Origin of the sequence: Longitalea arenae, assembly GCF_016924755.1 — a bacterium.
GTDB classification, from domain to species: Bacteria; Bacteroidota; Bacteroidia; order Chitinophagales; family Chitinophagaceae; genus Niastella; species Niastella arenae.
Genome location: NZ_JAFFJX010000019.1, coordinates 22,825 through 47,649, shown reverse-complemented (window position 1 = coordinate 47,649; position 24,825 = coordinate 22,825). Strand labels below are relative to the sequence as shown.

The 24,825-nt window shown below is 49.5% G+C and carries 6 protein-coding genes; all 6 read left to right on the top strand.

Features of this window, described 5'->3' with window-relative positions; all coding sequences use genetic code 11:
- Window positions 1-258 precede the first annotated feature (258 nt).
- The 6 genes from JT717_RS24775 (at window position 259) to JT717_RS24750 (ending at window position 24,819) form a co-directional block, all read left to right on the top strand.
- Window positions 259-3,936 (top strand): SusC/RagA family TonB-linked outer membrane protein, encoded by a 3,678-nt coding sequence (locus JT717_RS24775; protein WP_205513743.1) that lies wholly within the window; start codon window positions 259-261, stop codon window positions 3,934-3,936.
- 95 nt (window positions 3,937-4,031) lie between these two features.
- Window positions 4,032-5,486, top strand: a complete 1,455-nt coding sequence (locus tag JT717_RS24770) for a RagB/SusD family nutrient uptake outer membrane protein (RefSeq protein WP_205513742.1) — start codon at window positions 4,032-4,034, stop codon at window positions 5,484-5,486.
- A 136-nt stretch (window positions 5,487-5,622) separates the two neighbouring features.
- Window positions 5,623-6,522 (top strand): zinc-binding metallopeptidase, encoded by a 900-nt coding sequence (locus JT717_RS24765; RefSeq protein WP_205513737.1) that lies wholly within the window; start codon window positions 5,623-5,625, stop codon window positions 6,520-6,522.
- Between the two features lie 108 nt (window positions 6,523-6,630).
- Window positions 6,631-7,953, top strand: coding sequence for a DUF4302 domain-containing protein (locus JT717_RS24760; RefSeq protein WP_205513736.1), 1,323 nt, complete (start codon window positions 6,631-6,633; stop codon window positions 7,951-7,953).
- Between the two features lie 285 nt (window positions 7,954-8,238).
- On the top strand, window positions 8,239-20,508 hold the full coding sequence (locus JT717_RS24755) for a DUF8696 domain-containing protein (RefSeq protein WP_205513735.1): 12,270 nt from the start codon (window positions 8,239-8,241) through the stop codon (window positions 20,506-20,508).
- 60 nt (window positions 20,509-20,568) lie between these two features.
- Window positions 20,569-24,819 (top strand): PKD domain-containing protein, encoded by a 4,251-nt coding sequence (locus JT717_RS24750; protein ID WP_205513734.1) that lies wholly within the window; start codon window positions 20,569-20,571, stop codon window positions 24,817-24,819.
- Window positions 24,820-24,825 lie beyond the last annotated feature (6 nt).

Genomic DNA, 24,825 nt, shown 5'->3' with positions numbered 1-24,825 from the left:
AGGTAACAGATGCAATCCTGTATGCTTTGCAATCATTCCTGCAACCTGTAACCTGTAACACATGCCTGTGAGCAATAAACCATAACTCACATCAGTAGCCTGCAGCGCCGGCAAGCGGCGACTGGTAAGCGGTTACTTTTCGATTGTTTGTATGAGTGGTGATGAATGAAAAAAATAAAAATAAGATAATAGTTGTCACCCGTTTCAAACGAATGCTTGTCTAAATAGTATAACCGTTATCAAAAAACTAATTGTAGTATGAGATTTCCCTCCGGACATTGTCCCCGCAATATCCGGGTAATGAGATTGTTTTGGATATCCATCACTGTTGTGGTTATTCTTTCAACATTACCCCTTTCCGTACTGGCCGATCCTGCGCAGGAATTTAAAATAACGTTCCGGTCTAAACGTACTGCATTGGGTGAAGTCTTCAGTGAGATCCGCCGGCAAACCGGCTTTGTGGTTTTTTATAGCAACGACCTCTTTAATGATAAAGAAAAGATCAGTGTGAATTTTGTTGAAGCCGGGCTCGATGAAGTGATGCGGAGCCTCTTGCGCGGCCGGTCCCTGGGATACAGGATCACCGATAATTTCATTATCATCATCAGGTCCATTGACAAGAAGAAAGAAAGTAAAGCTACGGTGGTGAATCCTGCTTTACGCGCTGAAAGCGATTCATTGCCATCCCGCATATTAAAAGGAAAAGTAAGCGGCAAAGAGGAGGATGCACCCCTGGGCCAGGTATCAGTAGAGAACCTGGGCGATCACAAAGGCGTATTCACCAATGGCAAAGGTGAATTTACGCTCCATGCGCAACCGGGTGACAGCATCCGGTTTTCGTACGTGGGTAAAGCGCCCCGGGTGGTCTTGTTCAAAGGACAATCCTTTTTAAGTATAGAACTTACCAACGAAGAAGAGCGCGTGCTTTCTGAAGTGATCGTTACGGGATTTCAGAATATCGACAAAAACAAATTTGCAGGCGCTGCTGCACGCTTGAAAGCCGATGAGATCAAATTGCAGGGCGTTGCTGATGTGAGCAGGATGCTGGAAGGTCGTGCCGCCGGCGTTTCCATTCAAAACGTTTCGGGCACCTTTGGCACCGCGCCCAAAATAAGGGTACGCGGCGCTACCTCTATTAACGGTGATAACAAACCGCTGTGGGTCGTTGATGGGGTAGTGCTGGAAGATATCGTGAACATCTCCAATGATCAATTATCGAGCGGTGATCCCACCACCTTGCTGGGATCGGCAGTAGCCGGTTTAAATGCCAACGATATTGAAAGCTTTGATATCCTGAAAGATGCTTCAGCTACTGCATTGTATGGCGCCCGCGCTATGAACGGGGTTGTAGTGATCACGACCAAACGAGGCAGGGCAGGCAAGGTGGCGGTGAATTATACCGGCAATTACAGCACCCAGCTTAAGCCGGTATATAACAACTTCAATATTATGAACTCGGCACAGCAAATGTCGGTGCTGGCTGAGCTGGAACGGAAAGGGATCTTAAGTCCTAATATCCTGGATGGTGCTGACTATGGTGTATATGGAAAAATGTATGACCTGATGAATGGGGAAAACGGCCAGTTTCCCTTGGAGAACACTGTTGAAGCGCGCAAGGCATTTTTGACCCGGTATGCGATGGCGAATACCGACTGGTTCGATGTGCTCTTCCGCAACAATTTTGTGCAGGAACATTCGCTCAGTATCTCTTCCGGTACCGAGAAATCGCAATCCTATTTTTCAACCAGTTTTTACGGCGATGATGGCTGGACGATCGCCGATCGCGTGAACCGCTATACGCTGAATTATCGGAACAACTATAAATTCAACGATCGCCTGTCGGCCGGATTTGCCACTGTGGGATCTGTGCGTCAGCAGCGCGCGCCCGGTGCACTGGCCAGGAACAGCAACCCGGTAGAAGGAAAATTTGACCGTGATTTTGATATCAATCCCTTCAGTTATGCATTGAATACCAGCCGTACCATTACCCCCTATGACGAAGCGGGTAACCGGGAATATTTCAGAATGAATTTTGCACCCTTTAATATTATCAGTGAGCTGGAGAACAATTACCTCGACCTGAACCTGATCGATCTGCGCCTGCAGGGCGATCTGTCGTACAGGATACTCAAAGACCTGAAATATGAATTTGTAGGCGCTGTTCGCTATGTTAGATCTACCCGCGAACATATGATCACGGAACACGCGAATATGGCCGAAGCATACCGGTCGGCCAGTACATCAACCATCAGGCGTAATAATAAATTCCTGTATCGCAACCCAGATGATCCCGAAGCGCAACCAGAGGTGGTCTTGCCTTATGGTGGTTTTTATAACCGTACAGAAGATATGCTGCAGAACTATGATTTCCGCAATAGTTTAACCTATTCAAAGATCTTTAAAGAAAAACATACCATCAATATCCTGGCCGGTCAACAGGTGAAATATGCCGACCGCCAGAATTTCTCTAATACCGGCTACGGATATCAATATGAAAATGGCGGAACCCCATTTACAGATTTCCGCATTCTGAAACAGAACATAGAAAATAATTTTCCGTATTACGGTATGAGCCGGGATTACGATCGCTTCGTGGCATTTTATGCATCGGGTAATTACTCGTATGATCTGAAGTACAACCTTACCAGCACTATTCGCTATGATGGTTCCAACAGGTTGGGACAATCGAAGCGGGCCCGCTGGCTGCCTACCTGGAGCGTGGCCGGGTCGTGGAATGTGGATCAGGAAGCATTTATGGAGGCGTTTCCCTGGACCGATTACCTGACGCTGCGCGCCAGTTATGGCTTAACGGCCAGTATGGGACCTGCTACCAATTCCAGTATTGTACTCAAGAATATCAATACCCGCCGCCCTTTTCTTACAGAAGTTGAGTCGGTCATTCAACTGGCCAACCTGGAGAATGCTGATCTTACCTGGGAGAAATTATATACAACGAACCTGGGACTGGATGCCGGTTTATTCAAACGCCGGCTGACCATGAGCCTGGATGTTTACCGGCGCCGAAGCTTCGACCTTATCAGCCGCATAAAAACATCTGGTATAGGAGGAGAAACACCCAAGGCCGCGAATTATGCCGATATGGAGTCGAAAGGACTGGAACTGCTGCTGGGCGGTGAGCTGATCAAACAGAAGCACTGGGGCTGGCGGTTGAACTGCACCTTTGGTTATAACACGACAAAGATCACGAATGCGCAAAACAACCCGCTCATCTTCGACCTGGTGCTGGCAGAAGGGGGCAACCGGGAAGGTTACCCCGTAAGAAGTCTATTTTCCCTGAACTATAAAGGACTTGATCACAGGACCGGTAAACCCACTTTTACCGATCAAACGGGGAAGATCAGTTCTGATGTTTACCTGCAGGATGATAAGATCGATTACCTCGTTCATGAAGGTCCGGTAGATCCTACCATTACCGGTGGCGTATCAAATACCTTTCATTACAAGGGTTTTTCGCTGAACGTATTTGTTACCTACCAGGCGGGCAACAGGATCCGCTTATACCCGGCTTTTCAAACGCGTTACTCCGATATGGATGCCATGCCAAAGGAATTTACCGATCGCTGGATCGCGCCGGGGGATGAACTATACACCGATGTGCCTTCCATCCTGGATGCATTTTCCTTATCGCAACTGGGAGGCGCCTATCCATACAACAATTATAACTATTCAACGCAGCGGGTGGCCAAGGGGGATTTCATTCGCCTGAAGACTGTATCGCTGAGCTGGCAGGTGCAATCGAACTGGGTAAAGAAAACAGGGGTGAACAACCTGTTACTGACAGCAGCCGCTACCAATCCCTGGCTGATCTATGCTGACGATAAACTGAAGGGGCAGGACCCTGAGTTCTTTAATGCGGGTGGTGTGGCGCAGCCCATTCAAAAACAGGTAACGCTATCGTTGAAGGTTGGTATTTAATTGACGGAGGTGCAGATTACAGGTTACAAATTGCAAGGAAATGCAATCACTATAACCCTGTAACCTGAAACCTGAAACTTGTAACAGATTGAATCATGGAAAAGACATTACTATACGCATCAGTCATACTACTAATGGGAGTTGCCAGTTGTAAAAAATTCCTGGAACAGCCACCGGATAACCGGGCGGTATTGAACTCACCGGAGAAAGTAGCGCAATTACTGGGAACGGCTTACCCGCAGGCCAATTACATGGCATTCAGTGAATCCATTTCAGATAATGTGGCCGATAAAGGAATTGGCACGCTCGATCGTACCAATATCGATCCCTATAATTTTAAAGATGTAGCCAATAACGAAGAAGACTCGCCCGAGTTTTACTGGAATGCCTGTTATAAAGCGATCGCTGCAGCGAATCAGGCGCTGGAAGTATGTGTAAATGCAAAAGATGCGCAGAATTATTCTGCCCAGAAAGGAGAAGCCCTGCTTTGCCGCGCATACGCGCATTTTATGCTGGTGACCTTTTTCTCCAAAGTATATGATCCGGCAACTGCGGGCGCTGATCCGGGTATTCCCTATGTACTTAAGCCGGAGAAAGTGGTTTTTGAACAATATGAAAGAAAAACGGTGCAGTATGTGTATGAGATGATCGAAAAAGACCTCACAGAAGGATTGCCATTGATCGATGATAAGTTTTACAGTGTGCCCCGGTACCATTTTAACAAGGCGGCGGCGCATGCATTTGCCACCCGTTTTTATTTATTCAAACGCCAATACAATAAAGTGCTGGAGCATGCAGCAAAGGTTTTTCCCAACAACAATGTAATAGCCATGCTGCGGCCCTGGAACACCGAATACCGCATCCTTACCTATAATGAATTGTGGGCGCGTTACGCCAAAGCCACAGAAGCCGCCAACCTGTTGATCGCAGAAACCCGGTCGCTCTGGGGCCGCAATTACATTGGCATTCGCTATGGACTGGATGCGCAGAAGTCAAACGAGATCCTGCTGGCCGCCAATGTAACCGGTGGCACGCGGGTCTTCCGGTACCAGTTGTATACAATAGGCACCAACAATTATTTCTTACCCAAGGTGAACGAATACTTTGTTCGTGAGTCAGTCAATGCCGAGATCGGCTACCCCTATGTGATGGTGCCTTTGTTAACCGCCGAGGAAGTGCTGTTCAATCGGGCCGAGGCCAATGTGCTGCTGAATAATATCAATGATGTAATAAAGGATATGAACGACTATGCCAGCACGCGTATTTACAATTACAATGCAGCCACCCATACGATCACGGCGAACAGGCTCCGGTCCTTTTACAGAACCAATGATCTGCAGCAGGCTGCGCTCACTGCCGTGATGGAATTTAAACGGGCTGAGTTTGTGCAGGAAGGCATGCGATGGTTCGATCTGCTTCGCTACAAAGTGCCGGTGGTACATCCAACGGCGGAAGGCGAAACGCTTATGCTGAAAGCGGATGATCCGATGCGGGTATTTCAGATCCCCGACGTGGCAAAGCGGGCGGGTATTGCGCAAAATCCCAGATGAACCAATGGGCAATAGGCAAGGTGCAACAGGCAATAGGCAATGGGCAAGGAGCAACAGGCAATAGGCAATGGGCAATAGGCAATAAGCAATGGGCAATCGATGATCGACAACTATACGTTTAAAACTTACGCATGATATGAAAAAACTCATTATATTTTTTTTGATCCTCCTGGTGCTCGGATGCAAGAAATCAGAGGACCTAGGTACGGTGGATGATATTCCTGGTTTAGGGGGCGATACCTGGGTAAAAGGTCCCATCGACCACTGGATCTACGACTATCTGACAAAACCCTTTAACATATCAGTGAAGTATAAGTGGGATCAGTTTGAACTGGAGTTAAATAAGAACCTGATCCCACCGCGGGAAGAAAAGATAATCCCGGTCATGGAAGCGGTAAAGAAGGTCTGGATCGATACCTATATCGCCGAAGCGGGGGAAGTGTTTGTGAAAACCTATTGTCCAAAATTCTTTGTGTTGTGCGGCAGCGCCAGCTGGAATACCGATGGTACCATCACCCTGGGCACCGCAGAGGGCGGCCGCAAGATCGTGCTGTATGTATTGAACGATTTCAGGACCAAAGGCATGCCGGGTTATGTGCCTTCCGATTCAGCCAACGTAAAGCAAATGTTTCATACAATAGAACACGAGTTTGGTCATATCCTTCATCAGAATGTGTTGTACGCCGACGATTTCAAACGGATCACACCCGGTTTTTACACAGCCAACTGGAACAATGTGTCTGACAACGCTGCCCGGCGGGATGGATTTGTTACAGCTTATGCAATGAGTGCGCCTGACGAAGACTTTGTAGAAATGATCTCGATGATGCTTATAGAAGGGCGCGCTGGATTCGATAAGATCGTACACTCCATTCCGGCCGGTACCAGCCAGAACGGCATTACCCAGGCAGATGCCAGGGCCAAACTTCGCAAGAAGGAAGCAATGGTGGTGGCGTATTTCAAGGATGTGTGGGGCATCGACTTTTATTCATTGCAGAAGCGGGTGCGCGGAGCGGTGGATAGTTTGATCAAGTAGTAATAGAGTTAAAAGAATATTAGCCTTTCGGCTAGATGAGGTATAACATTCGCGAACTCTTCACCATTGACCATTCACCATTCACCATTGACCATTCACAGCATGATTATGAAAAAGATACTATACATAATAACTGTACTATCCATCATTGCTTCCTGTAGCAAAGAAAGGGCCGCCTTTGACAAAGATGTAGACGACCGCATCAATGAGCAGTTGTCGCAATACCAATCTATCATTACCAGTGCTGCAGATGGGTGGACGGCCACGCTGATCACCAGGCTGGGCAATACCTATAGTTTTTATATAAGGTTCAATGAAAACAACCGGGTATTTATGTATTGTGATCTTGACACCACTACGGCAGCTGTATTAAAAGAAAGCAGCTACCGCCTGAAGTCATTGCAACAGCCCTGCCTACTGTTTGATACCTATTCCTATATCCACATGCTGGCTGATCCCGATGCCCGCGTGAATGGTGGATATTTCGGCGGTGGCTTGTTATCTGATTTTGAATTTTCGCTCGATACCTGCACGGCAGACAGCATCCGGCTCACCGGCCGCTTTAATGGCAGTAAGGCGGTCTTTCGCAAAGCATCACCGCAGGACCGTGCCGCCTGGGAAAACAAAGAGGTGCGCAAAAGCATGACCGCACTGGCAAACCTGAAGAAGATCCTGCATTATTTCAAACGCTTTAATTATAATGGGATTGAATATGAGATACAAATAAATACAGTATTCAAAACGGCGGTCATCACCTGGAAAGATGCCTCCGGAACAATACATACCGTTACCACGCCCTATTATTTTTCAGCCGGCGGCATTCAATTCAATAACTCCCTGGTCAACGCCGATAAAACGATCAATGGTTTTTCCATTACCGGATTTAATGCTGCCACAAACAGCTTACAAATAAAAATTAATAATACAGATGCCCATATAACCGGAGCCACCAGGCCGGTAAAACCAGATGTACAGGCCGGAAGGCGTTGGTGGCTCTGGGGCGCCAATGCCCAGAGTTACTGGTATTCGAGAGATGGCTTTCATGCAGATGGAGTAGATGATGCCTTTAATGTGAAGTCGCTGCAGACAGACAGCTCGGAGTATTACTACTTTACCTATTGGCCGGGCGTTCAACCTCCCACAGGAGCAGCATTTGATGCGCTGATCCCATTTTATTATGTTCCGGCAATCGATGACCTGGATTATATCTACGGCACTTCGCCCAGGGTCAGTTTTCAGTCAGACGGCCGGGTCATGTTCACTTACAATGGAGATCTCACTGTTGGGCCCTATCCGGTTACCGGACCCGCTTTTAAAACGAAAGAACAATTTTATAGCACGAGTGGATACTGGTTCGTTCAAACCGGTGAGAACAGTTATGACATGGTGAGTGCGAAAGATGCCAAAGCCTGGATCAGCTGGCAACGCTAAGGCCCGAGGCACAAAACTTAAAACATTGTGTTTCCTATTTAAAACCTGCCGGTGATTCGGCCCTGTGAAAACGAATATAGAGAAGGCATAAAGGCAACGAGGTACAAAGGCAACAGGAATTCAATCATTCAAGAATGGCCATGCTGAGCTAACTACTCAGTATGAAACTGGAAACAGCTGACTGGTGACCGGTAAAAGGTGACTGGTAAACTGTTACTGGCCATCTATTGCTTCGACTGAACGGTATAAATAAAATGATCTCTGTAAATACAAAATAACTGCTCCATGAGAAATGGCTACTCATACCGGGTTATACGACACATAGGCTGTTTGTTGCTGATCCTGTTTACAGCTTTACAGGAACCAAAAGCACAAATGGATATTTCCATTGGCACCGGAACCACCGGTAATGCAGACGATGAATATCCCTGTCCGATCCAAGACTGGTTTGAAGGCGCACGCTCCCAATATCTCTACCTGGCTTCTGAACTATCGGCAGCAGGTATGGGACCCGGAACCATCCAATCCATTAAATTCAATGTGCTCAGCCTGAACGCCGCCGGTGTAACCGAAAACCTGGTCATAAAGATCGGCGGAACTACGGTAGCTACCTTGTCAACGGATAGCTGGGACAATTTCACGACTACGCCCGTTGAAACATCACCGGTAGATTACCAGGCGGTAGCAGGTTCCAATGTGTTCAGTTTCCCAACGCCGTTTTTCTGGAATGGTACCGATAATATCCTAATCGAAATATGTAATGGTGATCCCGGTAATGCTACAGGCATCTGGTATACAGCAAATCCTGCCATTGCCTGGACCACCGGTCTTTCTTTTAACGGTTCCCATAGCGTCATCGCCGATAACCTCGGCTCCATGTGTGGCACTACCGAAACTGATGATGAAGGAAATCAGACATCGCGACCGGATATTATTTTTTCCTGGACGCCAGCGAATGCCTGTACGGGTAAACCCAATGCAGGCACAGCCGGCAGTTCCTTAACCAATGTATGCCTGGGGCAAAATTTCACTTTACATCTAAGCGGCCAAACCATCGCTTCAGGCATCTCTTACAAATGGCAGTCATCAACCAATAATGCAAACTGGACCGATATTCCGGGCGCCACGCTATCAACACATACAACCGGTCAAAGTACAACCCATTGGTACCGGGCCATTGTGACCTGCGCCAGTGGCGGCCAGTCAGACACCTCAACAGCTGTGCAGGTGATATCGCCGGCTCTGGTGCAGGGCGTCTTTACCATCAATAGCGCCCAGGTGACCGGTGGCACCAATTTTCAAAGCTTCAATGATGCAGTGAATTTCATCAAGTGTGGTATCAGTGGACCGGTGGTGTTCAATGTAGTTTCGAATAGCGGTCCTTACGCCGAACAGCTGACCATTCCGTTTATTGGCGGTTCCTCGGCGGTGAATACCATTACCTTCAACGGAAATGGAACTACACTTTTATACAATACATCGGATGCCAACAACCGCACCGGTATAATTCTCAACGGCGCCAAACATATTATTTTAGACAGTGTGCAGGTAGACGTATCCGGTGGTACTTATGGCTGGGGTATTTTACTCACCAATAAAGCCGACAGCAATATCATTCGAAGATGCGTGGTGAATACCAACAGCTCGGCATCCACGACGAATTATGCCGGCATCCTGATTAACGGGTCGGCAACAGCCAGCTCCGTTTCGGGTAATAATGGTAATGGCAACCTGATCATTGGCAATACGGTTACAGGCGGTTATTACGGAATAGTGGCTTATGGCAGCACCAGTGCCTTTAATACAGGGAATATTATAGAAAAGAATATCCTGCGTGATCAGTACAGCTATTTCATTTACAGTTTTGGCAATACCAATTTACTGATATCAGGTAATGATGTGTCGCGGCCTTCGCGTTCATCAGTTACCACCGCTTATGGGATCTATGCAAGTTCTACAATAAGAACTAAAATCGAAAAGAACAGGATCCATAATCTGTTCGATGGGGCTACCGGCAGCGGATCAACGGCCTATTGTATTTATATAGCCGGTTCAGGTTCATCCGCCGCAGAACCTAACCTGGCTGCAAATAACCTCATCTATAATATCAACAACGGGTCGGGAACTATCTATGGCATTTATTCACCCGGTTATAATAATTGGAATTTTTATCACAATACCATTGTGCTGGATGATGCGGCAGCAACCGCTGGCAGCACCTATGGCTGTTATGCCTATGGTACCGAAGTGTATGTGAAGAATAACCTGGTGTATATTACGCGGGCAGGAACGGGAACAAAATATGGTATGTACTTCGGTGACGCAGGGGTAACAAGTTCTGCCAACAATGATCTGTATATAAATGCACCCGGTGGTACCAATAATTTCGGTTATTACACGACTGCCTGGTCAACCATGGCGGGCTGGCAGGGCACCGGCTTTGATATCAACAGTGTGTCGGTTGATCCTCTGTTTGTAAATGCGGGCGTCGGCAATTACCGGCCTACCAATGTATTCCTCGACAATATGGGGGCTGCAGCCGGCATCATGAGCGATATCTTCAATGCTGCCCGCAGTGCCACTTCACCGGATATTGGCGCCATTGAATTCAGTTCGACTGCCTGTACCACGCCACCAGTGCCCGGTACGATCACCAGCACTGCCAACCCGGTTTGTGCGGGCACCGGATTTTCTTTAAGCCTTACCGGCGGTACGGCAGGTGCAGGCCAAAGCTACCAATGGCAATTTTCTACCGACAATGTGACCTATACAAATATTACCGGCGCCATAAACGCCGTTTACGCCACTTCGCAAACCAGCAGTACCTGGTACCGCGTAGCCGTTAGCTGCGGTGGCAACACGGTATTATCGGCGCCCCTGCAGGTAAATACAACTGCAGTTTCCTATGCAACCCTGCCGTTTACGGAAAGCTTTGAAGGGCCCTGGATAAATGGTTGCGATACGCGGGATATTCCAAATAATTTCTGGCGAAGCAAACCCGGCACGGGCAATAATTCCTGGCGCCGGTACGATGATGGGGCATCTGCTGCATGGGCCGGTCCGAATGCGGGTGCTTACAACCCGGCGGCTACCCATGGGCTTTACTCAGCCCGCTTCCATAGCTTCAACGCCCCGCAGGGTGCACAAGGCTCCCTCGATTTCTATGTGAACTGTAATACCGGAGTTCCTACCAAACGTTTGCGCTTCGATTATATCAATACATCCGGCAGCGACAGTATGGAAGTATTGCTATCGACCGACGGCGGCCTGACCTTTACTTACCTGGGCGGCTATAAGATCAATGGCAGCTGGGACAGGAAAGTGCTCACCTTTACCGCTTCTTCGGCTACAACGGTCATCCGCTTTCGCTCAACAGCCGATTTTGGCGGTTCGGATATCGGTATCGATAACCTCTCGATGTACAACCTGGAAGATTGTTCAGGCACACCGGTGCCGGGCACTACCGTGTCGAGCCATACGATGGTATGTGCGGGTACGCCGTTCAGCCTGAGCGTGAACGGGCTGCCATTACAGAATGGGCTAAGCTACCAGTGGCAATCATCACCGGATAACGTTAGCTGGACAAACGTATCCAATGCCACCGGTGAAACCCTGAATACTTCGCAAACAGCCAATACCTGGTACCGGATGATGGTGAGCTGTGTCAATGGCAACCAGTCAGCCCCTTCAGTACCTGTGCTGGTGCCCATGCGTGCGCCGGTATATGCGCCATTGCCATATGCAGAAAGTTTTGAAAATACCTGGGGCAATGGTTGCGATACCCGCGATATACCCAATGATTTCTGGGTGAACAACCCGGCCACGGGCGACGCTTCGTGGCGGCGGCAGGACGATGGCGCCTCCGCTAACTGGACCTCTACCAATGGGGGGTATACGCCCGTAGCTGCACAGGGCACTTTTTCTGCCCGCTTCCACAGTTTTAATGCCGATGATGGTGATCAGGGCAAGTTCGACCTGCATATCAATGCCAGCACCGGCGCGCCCAACAAACGACTGACCTTTAGTTATATCAATACAAGCGGTGATGACAGTTTAACTGTATTGGTGTCGCTGAACGGCGGTACCAGCTTTACCCGGCTCGATTCCATCACCCGCCGTTCTGCATGGACGCAAAAAGTGCTGTTCTTTAATAGCAGTTCGGCGAATACCATTATCCGCTTCCAGGCTACATCCGACTTTGGCGCTACCGATATTGGCGTGGATGATATTCTGGTGGCGGAATGGCCCGATTGCGCAGGCGCACCCAATGCCGGTACTGCTACTGCATCTGCCACTACGGTTTGTATAGAACCATTTACCCTGAATGCAACAGGTATCAGCACCGGTAATGGCATCAGTTACCAATGGGAACGATCAACCGATAGTTTGAACTGGACGCCCATACCTGGTGCAACCAACCTTTCACATACAACATCGCAGGTAGGCACCCATTGGTACCGCCTGGTTTCTACCTGTGCATTGAGCAGCACGTCGTCGAATGCACAACCGGTTAAAGTGATTTCACCCACACCCGTATCAGGCGTGTTTACTATTGATAATACTTTACCAACAGGCGGCATCAACTTCAATTCCTTCAACGAGGCCTATAATCATATTAAATGCGGGATCAATGGACCTGTCTTGTTTAATGTAAAAACAGGTACGGGTACCTACAATGAGCAGTTGATCATGACAGCAGTGCCTGGAGCATCGGCCGTTAATACCGTTACCTTTAAAGGGATGGGCAGCGCCGTGCTTGGCTTTGCTTCCACCAATACCAACGAACGCGCGGTCATTAAACTGAAAGGCACCCGCTATATCATTATCGATAGCCTGAATATAAATGCCAGTCTGGGTACCTATGGGTACGGAGTGCAACTGATGTCCAACACCGACTCCAACGTGGTGAAGAACTGTAATATCGTGTTGTCTGCTACTTCCACCACGCAAAATTTTGCCGGTATCGTAGTCAATGGGTCCGATGCAGGTCCCGTGGCTACTGGCGCTGTTTTGAGCGATTACAATGAGTTCAATGGCAACACCATCACCGGCGGTTATTATGGCATTACGCTGGCGGCCACTTTTAATAATGGCGCCAATGGGAATAATAAGATCATTAAGAATACCATCAAAGATTTCTATTCCATTGGCATTTATGTTGCCGGCAGTTATGCAACCATCATTGAGAAGAATGTTATCAGCCGGCCTGCGCGTACCAGTGTCACAGATTTCTATGGTATCTATTTTACAACAGAAAAAAATGCCGGTTGTACCGTTTCCAAGAACCGCATTTTTAATCCCTTTGGCGGCGCGCCTAACAGTACGGCTGCTTTTTATGGTATCAACTTCAATAATTCCAGCGGTTCAACCGGTGGTACGAACAATGAAAATATTGTCAGCAATAACCTGGTCTACGATGTGAATGGGAATGGACTGGCCTATGGTATCATGAATACCGGATCGGGTTATGCCTGGTATTTCCATAACACCATTTCCCTGGATAATATAACGGCTACTGCTACGGCTGCCACCAGGGGATTCTATCAAACCACTACAGCCGGTGGCATCTTCTTCTACAATAACAATATTTCCATTACACGCGGCGGTACCGGTACTAAGTATTGTATTTACCTGGGAGCGAACCTGCCTGCGGGCGCCGATAACAATAACTATTACATCAATGCTGCGGCAGGTACCAACGCATTGGGCTTTTATAATGCAGCGCAGGCGCAGATCAATAACTGGAGAACAGCCACTGGTTTAGACGCCCATTCACTGGCCATCACGCCCGCTTTCGTTGATCCGGCTGCCGGCAACTTTACACCGGGCAATGCCGGCATCGATAATAAAGGAACCGGTATTGGCATAAACGATGATATCAACGATCAGCCGCGCAGCACCACTACGCCGGATATCGGCGCTTATGAATTTACGCCATCCCCCTGTTCTGTTCCGCTGGTAAATGGTACGGTGACTATTACGCCGGATACCATTTGCCAGTACAATCCCGTATACCTGCATGTGAATATCGGGGCATTTGGGGCCGGACAAACATTCCAGTGGCAGCAGGCAAAATTGTTGACCGGGCCTTATCTCAACCTAGGTACGCCGATGCTCACACCGGATACCACGATCATGGCCGATACGACCAGTTACTTCCGTGTACAAATATCCTGTGGCGCCAATACCGTATATACTGACACGGTGCAGCTGGTTGTGAATCCCGTGCTGCCCAGCGGAACCTACACGATCAATAAAAACGGACAAAGCAGCTACGTGCCTGGTAAACCAGGTGGTAATTTCCTCTCATTTGCTGATGCAAAGGCGGCCATGGGCTGTGGTATCGGCGGTGCGATCGTCTTCAATGTAGAACCAGCATCAGGACCCTATACCGAGCAATTGATCCTCGACAGTATACCAGGTACTTCGGCCATCAATACGATTACGTTTAATGGCAATGGCAATACACTCACTTTCAATGCTACGGCCAACGGTCAGCGGGCCGTGATCAAACTCAACGGCGCCGACCATATCATTTTCGACAGCCTGGTGATTGAAGCCGGTGGCGGTACCTACGGGTATGGTGTACAGCTGATCAATAATGCCGATTCAAATACTTTCCGCAAGTGTTCCATCAATACGGCTCTAACAGCAACCAGTAGCAGCTATGCAGGTATTGTAATAAATGCATCCCATACCGGCGCCGTTTCAACCGGTGCTACGCTCTGCGATGGCAACCTGTTTGACCGCAACACCATTACCGGTGGTTACTATGGAATTACCCTCGTGGGCAATACCGCTACGGCCGGGTTCCTGAACAACAATAGCTTTACCAATAATACTATACAGGATTTCTATAATTATGGATTGTATATAACGGGCACCAACTTTACGACCATTGCAAAGAATACCTTTACCCGGGCGGCCAGAACCAATACCGCTACCAGCGTGTATGGTATTTATGTAACGGCAGCCCCCAGCAACCGCTTACATATTTCAAAGAACCGGTTTACGAAATTCTTTGGGGGCATTGCTGCCAATACCGCTGCTTTCTATGGTATTTATCATAATGGCGAAGATGCTGCCAATGCAGATACGGTCAGCAATAACCTCTTTTATGCGCTGGAAGGCAACGGCCCCATTTATGCGCTGTACAATACCGGGTCGAATAATGTCTGGTATTACCATAATACCATTTCTATTGACAATACCGCCAGTACCGCCAGCGGCGTCAGTGTGGGATTCTATCAAACCACTACGGCCACCGGTATCCAGTTTGTTGATAATATCGTTACCATCAGCCGCGGCGGTAATGGTGCCAAACACGCCATTTATCTGAATGCGGCCAACAGTGAAGTATTATCCAACAACAATAACCTGTATGTGAGCGGCGCCAATGCCCATGTGGGCTTTTATACAGCCAACCGTACGAGTCTGGCCGACTGGGTCACTGCCTCCGGTCAGGACGCAAATTCATTAAGCGCTAACCCGCTGTATACCGATATGAATGCCGGGGATTATAAACCAATGTTAGCGGCTTTGGATAATAAGGGAACAGCAGTAAACATAACCACAGATATAGTGGATGTGGTGCGTTCAGGCACTACGCCTGATATCGGCGCCTATGAATTTGCACCGCTGCCTTGTCAAACCCCACCGGTGGCAGGCACCGCCCTGGTAACACCATCCACCGGCTTGTGCCTCGAAATGCCGATCGAATTAACCGTGACCGGCCATTCACCCCTGGGTGCGATCACTTTCCAATGGCAGTCATCACCCGATGGTACCAGCTGGACGGACATCAGCCCGGTACAATACTTCCCGGAATTTAAGACAAAAGCCGGTTTAAGCACCTGGTATCGCGCAGCAGTTACCTGTATTAACAATACCGTGTATACAGCACCGGTACAGGTTACCCTGAACAATATTCTGCTCACCGGCACCTATACCATCGATCCGGCGGCAGGGCCTGTACCGAATAATTTCACTTCCTTCCAGGCAGCGGTAGATGCGTTATTATGTGGTATTACCGGACCGGTTGTGTTCAATGTAGCGGCTGGAACCTACAATGAACAGATCCGCATCCCTTATATCCCCAATACCTCGGCCGTGAATACGGTGACCTTCCAGAGCGCGAATGGCGTAGCCAGCTCAGTGAACCTGAGTTTTGATGCAACGGCTACAGCTAATTACACCCTGAAGCTTGACAGCGCCCGGCATTTCATTTTCAAAAACCTGAGTTTCTCAGGTACCAATGTAACAAACGGCAGGGTAGTGGAACTCGCCAACACAGCTTCCTACAATAGCATTGTGAACTGTATCATAACAGCGCCGGTGGCTACCGTAGCTTCCAATAATTTATCAGGTATTTATGCCCATCAATTGAAGGGAACAAATAATGTGATCAGGGGCAATACGATCAGCAATGGCTCCACCGGGATTCACTTTACAGGAACGGGTACCGGCGCTGGTCTTACACCCGATCATGTAATCGATAGTAATACTGTCAGCGGCGCCTGGCAGTACGGGATCTACGCTGCCAATATCAAACGTGTGCAGCTCAATAAAAATACCGTCAATGTAAACGGACCGGTGAATGCTTCTGCCTATGGCATCTATGCAACAGATTGCGATTCTGCTTATACGGTAACCGGTAACCATATCAATATCAAAGATGCAACTACCATTGTATATGGTTTGGCGCTTATCAATTGCGATACCTCCACCAGCGCTTATGGTAAGCTGGCAAATAATATAGTGACCGCTGTAACCAATAACGCCGGAACCTTGTATGGTTTGTATCTGTCGGCATCACCCGGCGTATCTGTAAAGAACAATGTGGTAGCTATCAATACAACAAGTCCGGGCTCTTATGGGATCTACCATAACAATTTCAGCCTGGCCGATTATTTCAATAACAGCGTTCACAGTACATCAGCCACAACAACCAATAACCATGCAATGTACCTGTTGAATACCACGGCTACCCGCATTCAGTTGCGTAATAATATCTTCTCGGCAAAAGGTGGTGGCGTGGCGCTCTTTGTTAACAATAGCAGTCAGTCACTCACCAGTGAATACAATATGTTGTATACTACCGGGACCACCCTGGTGCAAAGGGCCAATCCAGCGGGAACATTTGCTACACTGCCCGACTGGAAAACCGGTTCCTATTGGGATACCTGGTCTATCAGTCATGCCCCTGCCTTTATAAGCGATGCTGATCTGCGGCCCGATCTTACCAATCCTGATGTTTGGGCCATGCATGGCCGTGGGGTGCAGATTACCGGTAATGACCGGGATATTGATAATAATCCCCGGCCTGTAACACTTACAGCAGGTGTGCCCGACTTAGGCGCCTGGGAATTCTTCCCAACGGCTTTGCCAACGGTGTTGACCGCTATACCGGCTACACCTGCAGCCAATCAACAACAAACATTTATGTATGGAACCGATACGGTGATGAAGATCACCTGGGGACCCACTGCACCGGTTTCCCTGGAAGCACGCCGCTTCTCGGGCGTAGTGCCTGCAGGCTTGCAACCCCGCCCGGATTCCATGTTCTTCTATACCAAATTAGATATTCCCGGCGGTGGTAATTACGACTACAATATGGAACTGTTCTACCTGGATCCATGGCAGGGCTCCATACCAGACCAGTACCAGCTGGGATTGGGAAAAACAACGGTGTCGAACGCCTGGGTAGTCGGTTTCAGCAGCCGCGTGGATGTATTGAAACGGAAGATCACCCAAAACTCCGTGAACTACCTCGACCGCTTCACCGGATTGATAAATCCATATGCACCGCCGGTATTGCCGGAAAAAGACAGTTCAAACCGCGGCAAACGCTTCTGGGTAGGTTATCAGCGCAGTTATGATTTCAACCCGGGCACCAATTCACAGGAAATGGTGATCTATATGAGCACGACCGATCAGCCGGCCAATGTGCAGATCCGCATCAATGGAACCAATTGGGTGCGCAATTATACCATTGCGCCGTTTACGACAAGAGCGTCAGACTTTATGCCGAAGACCGGTTTGGATGATGCGCGCCTGATTGATGAAGGATTGTACAACCGTGGTATCAGCATTGTGAGCGATGTGCCGATCACGGCCTATGCACATATTTTCGCCAGTGCCAATTCCGGCGCTACCATGTTATTCCCGGTTGGTGTTTGGGGTTATGAATATTATTCGCTGAACAACCGGCAGAACTACAGCACCACCGGCGCTTACACGACCATTATGGTGCTGGCCGACAAGAATAATACAGTGGTAGAGATCACGCCTTCGGTGCCCACCCTGGGCGGCAGACCTGCCAATGTACCCTTCCGCATCACATTAAATGCCGGGGAAGTGTACCAGGTGCTGGGCGCCATGCAAAGCGGCAGTGAAGGCTACGATCTCACCGGTTCCATTATAAAATCAGTGCCCAATGCCAATAACGAATGCCATGCCATAGGCGTGTTCACAGGCAGCTCGCGTACAGGGATGGCTTGCGGCAATAACACCGGCTCTTCGGGTGACCTCTTCCTGCAACAAACTTTCCCTTATTCGGCCTGGGGTAAGACCTACCTCACAGCGCCTGCTTCTACCAGTGGTAATATCAGTACGCTGATGACGAATATCTACAGGATCCTTGTAAAAGATCCGGCCACGGTAGTTAAACGGAATAATATTCCTTTCCTGCCAACCCAATTGATCAATAACAGATACTATCAATATGAAAGTAATACAGCAGACATTATTACCGCTGATAAGCCGGTTACCGTGGTACAGTATATGGCCTCCTCGGGCAGTTGTCCCAATACCAGCGGCAACGGTGATCCGGAAAGCAATATATTAAGTCCATTGGAACAGGCCATCAATGGCTTCTCAGGATTCTATCGAAACAACCGCGATGCCATCACCCTGAATTATTTAACACTGATCCTTCCGGATGGCGGTATGAACTCCCTGAAGATCGACGGTATTCCCTGGTCTGCGATACCTGCTGCTGACAAATACAGTTATGCGCACTCGCAGCCTGGTTATACGGTGGCTATTAAGCGATGGCCGGCCGGGGCCGGACAAAGCTCCGTGGAATCTGATTCTGCCTACCTGGGACTGGTGTATGGATTGGGCAGTGTTGAAAGTTATGGTTACAACGTGGGTACCATGGTGAAGACCCTGCAGGGTTTGGGCACCATTGCCAATACATTGAACAATGGCAACAAAGCAGATTACACCTGCGCCGGAACCCCATTCCGCTTTACCGGTTACCTGCCGTTCATACCCAACACACTCACCTGGAGATTCAGCCGTGTACCGGGTCTCTCGCCGAATGCAGATGTAACAGTGAATACACCGGTGCCCAGCGATAGCATCATGATCAACGGAGTGAAGAACTATGTGTTCCCGCTGAACCAGGATTACAGGTTTGCCAATCCGGGTGTATATACCATCGAGATCGTGTATGATCATCCGGATATCGAAAGCTGTGACCATACCGGCCGCGATCTGATCTATGTACAGGTGGTGCCGGCGCCTAAGGCGGATTTTGCGGTAAACTTCCCTGGTTGCGTAAAAGAACTGGCTGAATTCACCGGTGAATCAATAGCGCAGAACGGCATTGCCGTAAACCAGTGGAAATGGGAATTCCATGATGGCAGCAAGGCCAATGGCCAGCAGGTGACCTTCCGCTATAACACAGCAGGTACTTACACCGAAAAATTACAATCCATTACGGCCGATGGCTGCGTAGGCGATACAACCAAAGAGATCGTCGTGAATCCGATCCCGCTCCTTACCGTTCATTCGGTGACCGTATGCAGCGGTGCCGATACCACGCTGACAGTAGAAAATCCCGCAGCAGGCGCTACCTACACCTGGTATGCTTCGCCCAACGGCGGAACCGCTATAGGAACCGGACCCTCCTTATCATTGACCAATATAACAAGCGGCGCCGATTACTATGTGCAGCAAACGGCTGCCAGCGGCTGCAGTTCGGAAATGACAAAAGTATCTGTCAGCGTGCAAAGCGCCATTCTGCGGCCGGTAGCGACGGTTGATTCTGTGGCATCGAACCTGGTGCGTTTCAAATGGAATGCCGTGCCAGGCGCTACCGCTTACCAGGTCTCGCTCGACAACGGCAATAACTGGTCAGCACCAAGTTCAGGCGCTACCGGATTAACGCATACGGTAGGCGGACTACAAGCCCTGCAAACGGTGACCATCATGGTGAAAGCGTTGAGCGCTTGTGTGGAAAGTATATCTGCCCCCGTTTCGCAACAGGTGTTACCGGATGGTGTGTTCATCCCGAACAGCTTTACCCCGAATGGCGATGGATTGAACGATGTGTTGAAGGTGTACGGGTACAAGATCAGGGAACTGAAGCTGATGGTATTTAACCAGTGGGGCGAGAAATTATTTGAATCGGCTGATCAAAGCAGGGGCTGGGATGGAACCTATAAAGGCAAGCTGCAGCCAAGTGGCGTATATATGTACGTGTGCCGCATGATACTCACAGATGGAACGGTGATGGATAAGAAGGGTTCGATCAATCTTATAAGATAGGCAGAAAGGCATAGAGGCAAAGAGGCAAGGGGAATTCTGTTAATTAAAATGCATTAGCATATGGTGAGCAATTTTGAACATATACTGGGAAGGCGACTGCTATTGGGACTGGTGTTACTGTTGAGCAGCGTATGGGGATCAGCGCAGGCAGTATCGAACCGGGGCACCGAGTTCTGGGTAGGTTATGGGCATCACCAGTTCATGGAACAGGGATCGAACGATATGAATATGGTATTGTACCTGAGTGCCGAAGATCAACCTGCTACCGTTACGGTAACGCTCGACAGCAGCGGGCCTTTTTTCAATACCTGGTGGCGGAAAACATATACCATACCCGCTTTTAGCGTCATTGCTTCCGACATTATCCCGAAAGGTCCGGTGAATGTGCCGGCGGCAAGCGGTGATCCATTGAGCGATCCTAACTATGATGCACGGCTGTTTTCCGATCCGCCGCCAGCGGGAAGCGGTGGGGCAGGCGTGTTCCGGAAAAAAGGGATACATATTGAAAGCAATGTACCGATCGTTGCCTACGCCCATATTTATGGTTCCACTTCTTCCGGCGCTACCATGCTGCTGCCGGTCACTGCCTGGGGATATTCCTACGTGTCATTGAACAGCCGCCAGAGTTATGCCAGCAATTGTTACAACTGGATGTATGTGATAGCCAGTAAAGATAATACGGTGATACAGGTTACCCCTTCGGTGCAAACCCGGGCGCAGGATAAAACTGGGCTGCAGCCTGGTGTTACCACTACCATTACCTTAATGAAGGGACAGATCTACCAGGTGGTAGGCGCCAATGACGGGGCTGATGCAAATGGAAATGGCGGAAATGCCGGAACCGGCAAAGAGCTAACGGGCACCATCGTTCGATCCATGGCCAATGGCGCGAACGATTGCAATCCCATCGCTGTCTTTGCAGGCAGCAGCCGCACCGCTAATCCGGCTTCCTGTGGCACCGGTGGGGGCGATAATGATAACCAGCAGCTCTTTCCGCGGCATGCCTGGGGCAAGCGCTATCTCACGGCGCCTTTCTCAGGATCCGGTACGCCTTTGTCCTTTGCCAGAAGTTTGTATAAAGTGGCCGTGAGTGACCCTGCTACCATAGTACGCGTGAATAACCAACTGATCACGGCGCCGCCACTCAATGCCACCCTGGTGAACGGGAATTACTATGTATATGAAAGTGCAACAGCCGATCTTATTGAAGCCGATAAACCTATTGAAGTAATGCAGTTCATGACCGGTGGCGGCTGCCTGGGCAACGGCGGCCTGGGCGACCCGGAAATGGTCGTGCTGAGCCCGGTGGAGCAGGCCATCAAACGCGTGGGTTTCTTCCGGAATAATAAAGAATCTATCCAGGTGAATTATGTGACCGTGGTAGTGCCTACGGCGGGATTAACTTCCTTGCGCATCGATAACAGCGCTGCCTTCACTTCCTATGCGCATCCCAATATGCCTGGCTATTCAGTCGCCATCAGGCGATGGGATTGCCCATTACCGCCGGCAGCGCCATTAGGGCAATGTATGGTCACCTGCGATTCGGCATTTACGGGTATTACGTATGGACTGGGAAGTGTGGAAAGCTATGCCTATAACGTGGGTACTTACCTGAATAACCTGAATGCGGTGGGCAGTGTGCATAACCAGCCCGATACCGCCAATGGTGGAAAGAACAGCCATCCATTTACCTGTGTAAATACGCCGGTAAAATTGTCGGCCCTCATCCGTTATCAGCCATTGAAGCTGGTATGGAATCTCAGCAGCTTGGGCGCTATTGTTAGCCCCAATGCCGATGTGACCCTGGATCCGGCTTCAACTGCCTATAATGGCACCGAAACCATCAATGGCATCACTTACTATAAATACACGCTGCCAGGCGAGTATAACTTCAATACACCTGGCACCTATACCATACCTATCCGGTCAACCAGCCTTTCGCTCGATAATTGTAATAACACCGAAGAGTTAAAGATCTCTGTTGAAGTGAAGCCAAGGCCTACGGCCGATTTTAGCTTCTCGCATCCTACCGGCTGTATAAAAGATGCGGTTGCATTCAGCGGGCCGGCTGCTACCGGCGCTTATACGATCGCACAATGGCGCTGGACCTTTGCCGATGGCAGTAAGGACGGCGCCCAGAACCCTTCCAGATTATTAGCTGCTGCCGGAACACAGAACGTACACCTGGAAGTAGTTACCGGTGATGGTTGTGTGGCCGATGTAAGCAAACCGATCACCGTTTATGCGCCTCCGGTAACCACCCTGAGCGCGATACCGCCGGCCATTTGTGAGGATGGCAGTATCACCTTTACTGAAACTTCATCCTATGGCGGGCCTGCGCCGGTGAATACCTGGTATTGGGATCTTGGCAATAATACAACGGTCACTGCCACTACAGGTGATCCGCAAACCGCCGTGTATCCTGTTTATGGAACTTACACGGTTAAACATGTAGTGAAAGTGAGCAATGCCTGTGTGAGTGATACGGCAATGCTGCCGGTCACGGTATATGCCAAACCGCGGCCGGGGTTCAGTTACCCGGCTGGTTGTTTACCCGATAATGGCCTTGTTCAATTTACCGATACTACTAAAGTTCCGGATGGACAAACACTGAGCAGTTGGAACTGGCATTTCGGCGATCCCAATGCAACAGCGGCGAACCCAAATATTTCCACGCTGAAGGATCCGTCGCACACCTATGGTTTTGGTAATTATAATATACAGCTCAGCGTAACCACTGCGAATGGCTGTACAAAAGATATTACGGTGCCGGCGACCTTCAGCTTACGGCCCAAATTAAGCTATTCATCACTGCGCGCCGTTTGCGGCAGTATCGCTTCTTCGATCTCGGTGGCCACCGCTACGGTTACCAATGGCGTTCCGGGAACAGGCGTATACAGCGGTCCTGGTACCGCAGCAAACGGCAGCTTTCAGCCATCCGTAGCAGGCCCGGGTACACATACGATCACATACACATTTACCACCACTGGCGGATGTACGGAATCGATAAGCAGTGTCATTACCGTTTATCCAAAGCCGGTAGCGGCATTTACGGCCGATGGCGATATCTGTTTGAACCAGGCAGCCACGATCACCGACCAGTCGACCATAGCATCAGGCGCCATTAGTGCATGGCGTTGGAATTTCGGTGACGGCAACTGGGTTACCCGCACCAATGGCAATGCTTTTACCCATACTTGGTCAGCATACAACACGTATTCTGTAAAGCTGGTAGCAGTAAGTGATCAGGGGTGCACCAGTGATACAGCCACCCGCATGGTGACGGTACATCCGCTGCCGGTAGCTGCATTCAGTTTACCAGCAGCGGTATGTATGCCGGGTGGTGCGGCTGATCTTACAAACGCTTCTACAGTAGCCGATCAGTCGGCACTTGCCTATACCTGGGATTTTGGCGATAACAGTGCGGTATCGCATGCTGTGAATGCCAGTCATGTATATGCCACTGGCGGATCATATACGGTTCAGCTTACAGCTACTTCCGCCTGGGGCTGTAGCAGCCAGGCATCGAAAATATTAAACGCATTCTTCGATAAACCAGTCGCAGCCTTTACCGTAGCGCCTGATACCCTGTGCCAGGGCGCCGATAATGTCTTCAACGATGAAAGTATTACCAGTAACAGTCCCATTCAGCAATGGCGTTGGGATTTTGGTGACGGCAGTTCTTCCACTGTACAGGACCCGGTGAAACGATATAAGCTACCGGGTACCTATACGGTGCAGCTGCAGGTGACCACCAGCGTTGGTTGCATGTCGCAACCTGTTACTAAAAACGTGGTGGTGTATCTGCAGCCGGTGATCGATGCCGGTCCATCCTTCACGGTGCCGCAGGGAACGGTGGTGCAGTTCAATCCCACCGCCAATGATTCAACGGTGCTCACATTTAACTGGTCGCCCGGGACGGGACTGAATAATGCCAATGTATTACGCCCCCTGCTACAGGCGATGGCCGATGCCACCTATACGCTCACTGCGCTGGGTGAAGGGCAGTGCACCGCATCCGATCAGCTGACAGTTAAAATATTGAAGCCGGTAAAGATCCCGAACGTGTTTTCGCCAAATGGTGACGGCATTCATGATACCTGGAATATCACGAACCTGAGCGATTATCCGGGCGCCACTGTGGAGGTTTTCAATCGTTATGGACAACGCGTATTTTATTCGGCCGGATATGGAAAGCCATGGGATGGTACGGTGGGTGGCAAGTTGTTGCCCATGGCTACTTACTACTATGTGATCCATTTGAAGAGCGGGTTTGTTCCCCGTACCGGTTCTGTGACGATCGTGAAGTAAGGGGGC

What these genes read in the sequence shown, in the direction of transcription:
- JT717_RS24770 (WP_205513742.1), top strand. Translation starts at nt 4,032, where the DNA reads ATGGAAAAGACATTACTATACGCATCAGTCATACTACTAATGGGAGTT.
- JT717_RS24755 (WP_205513735.1), top strand. Translation starts at nt 8,239, where the DNA reads ATGAGAAATGGCTACTCATACCGGGTTATACGACACATAGGCTGTTTG.
- JT717_RS24765 (WP_205513737.1), top strand. Translation starts at nt 5,623, where the DNA reads ATGAAAAAACTCATTATATTTTTTTTGATCCTCCTGGTGCTCGGATGC.
- JT717_RS24760 (WP_205513736.1), top strand. Translation starts at nt 6,631, where the DNA reads ATGAAAAAGATACTATACATAATAACTGTACTATCCATCATTGCTTCC.
- JT717_RS24775 (WP_205513743.1), top strand. Translation starts at nt 259, where the DNA reads ATGAGATTTCCCTCCGGACATTGTCCCCGCAATATCCGGGTAATGAGA.
- JT717_RS24750 (WP_205513734.1), top strand. Translation starts at nt 20,569, where the DNA reads ATGGTGAGCAATTTTGAACATATACTGGGAAGGCGACTGCTATTGGGA.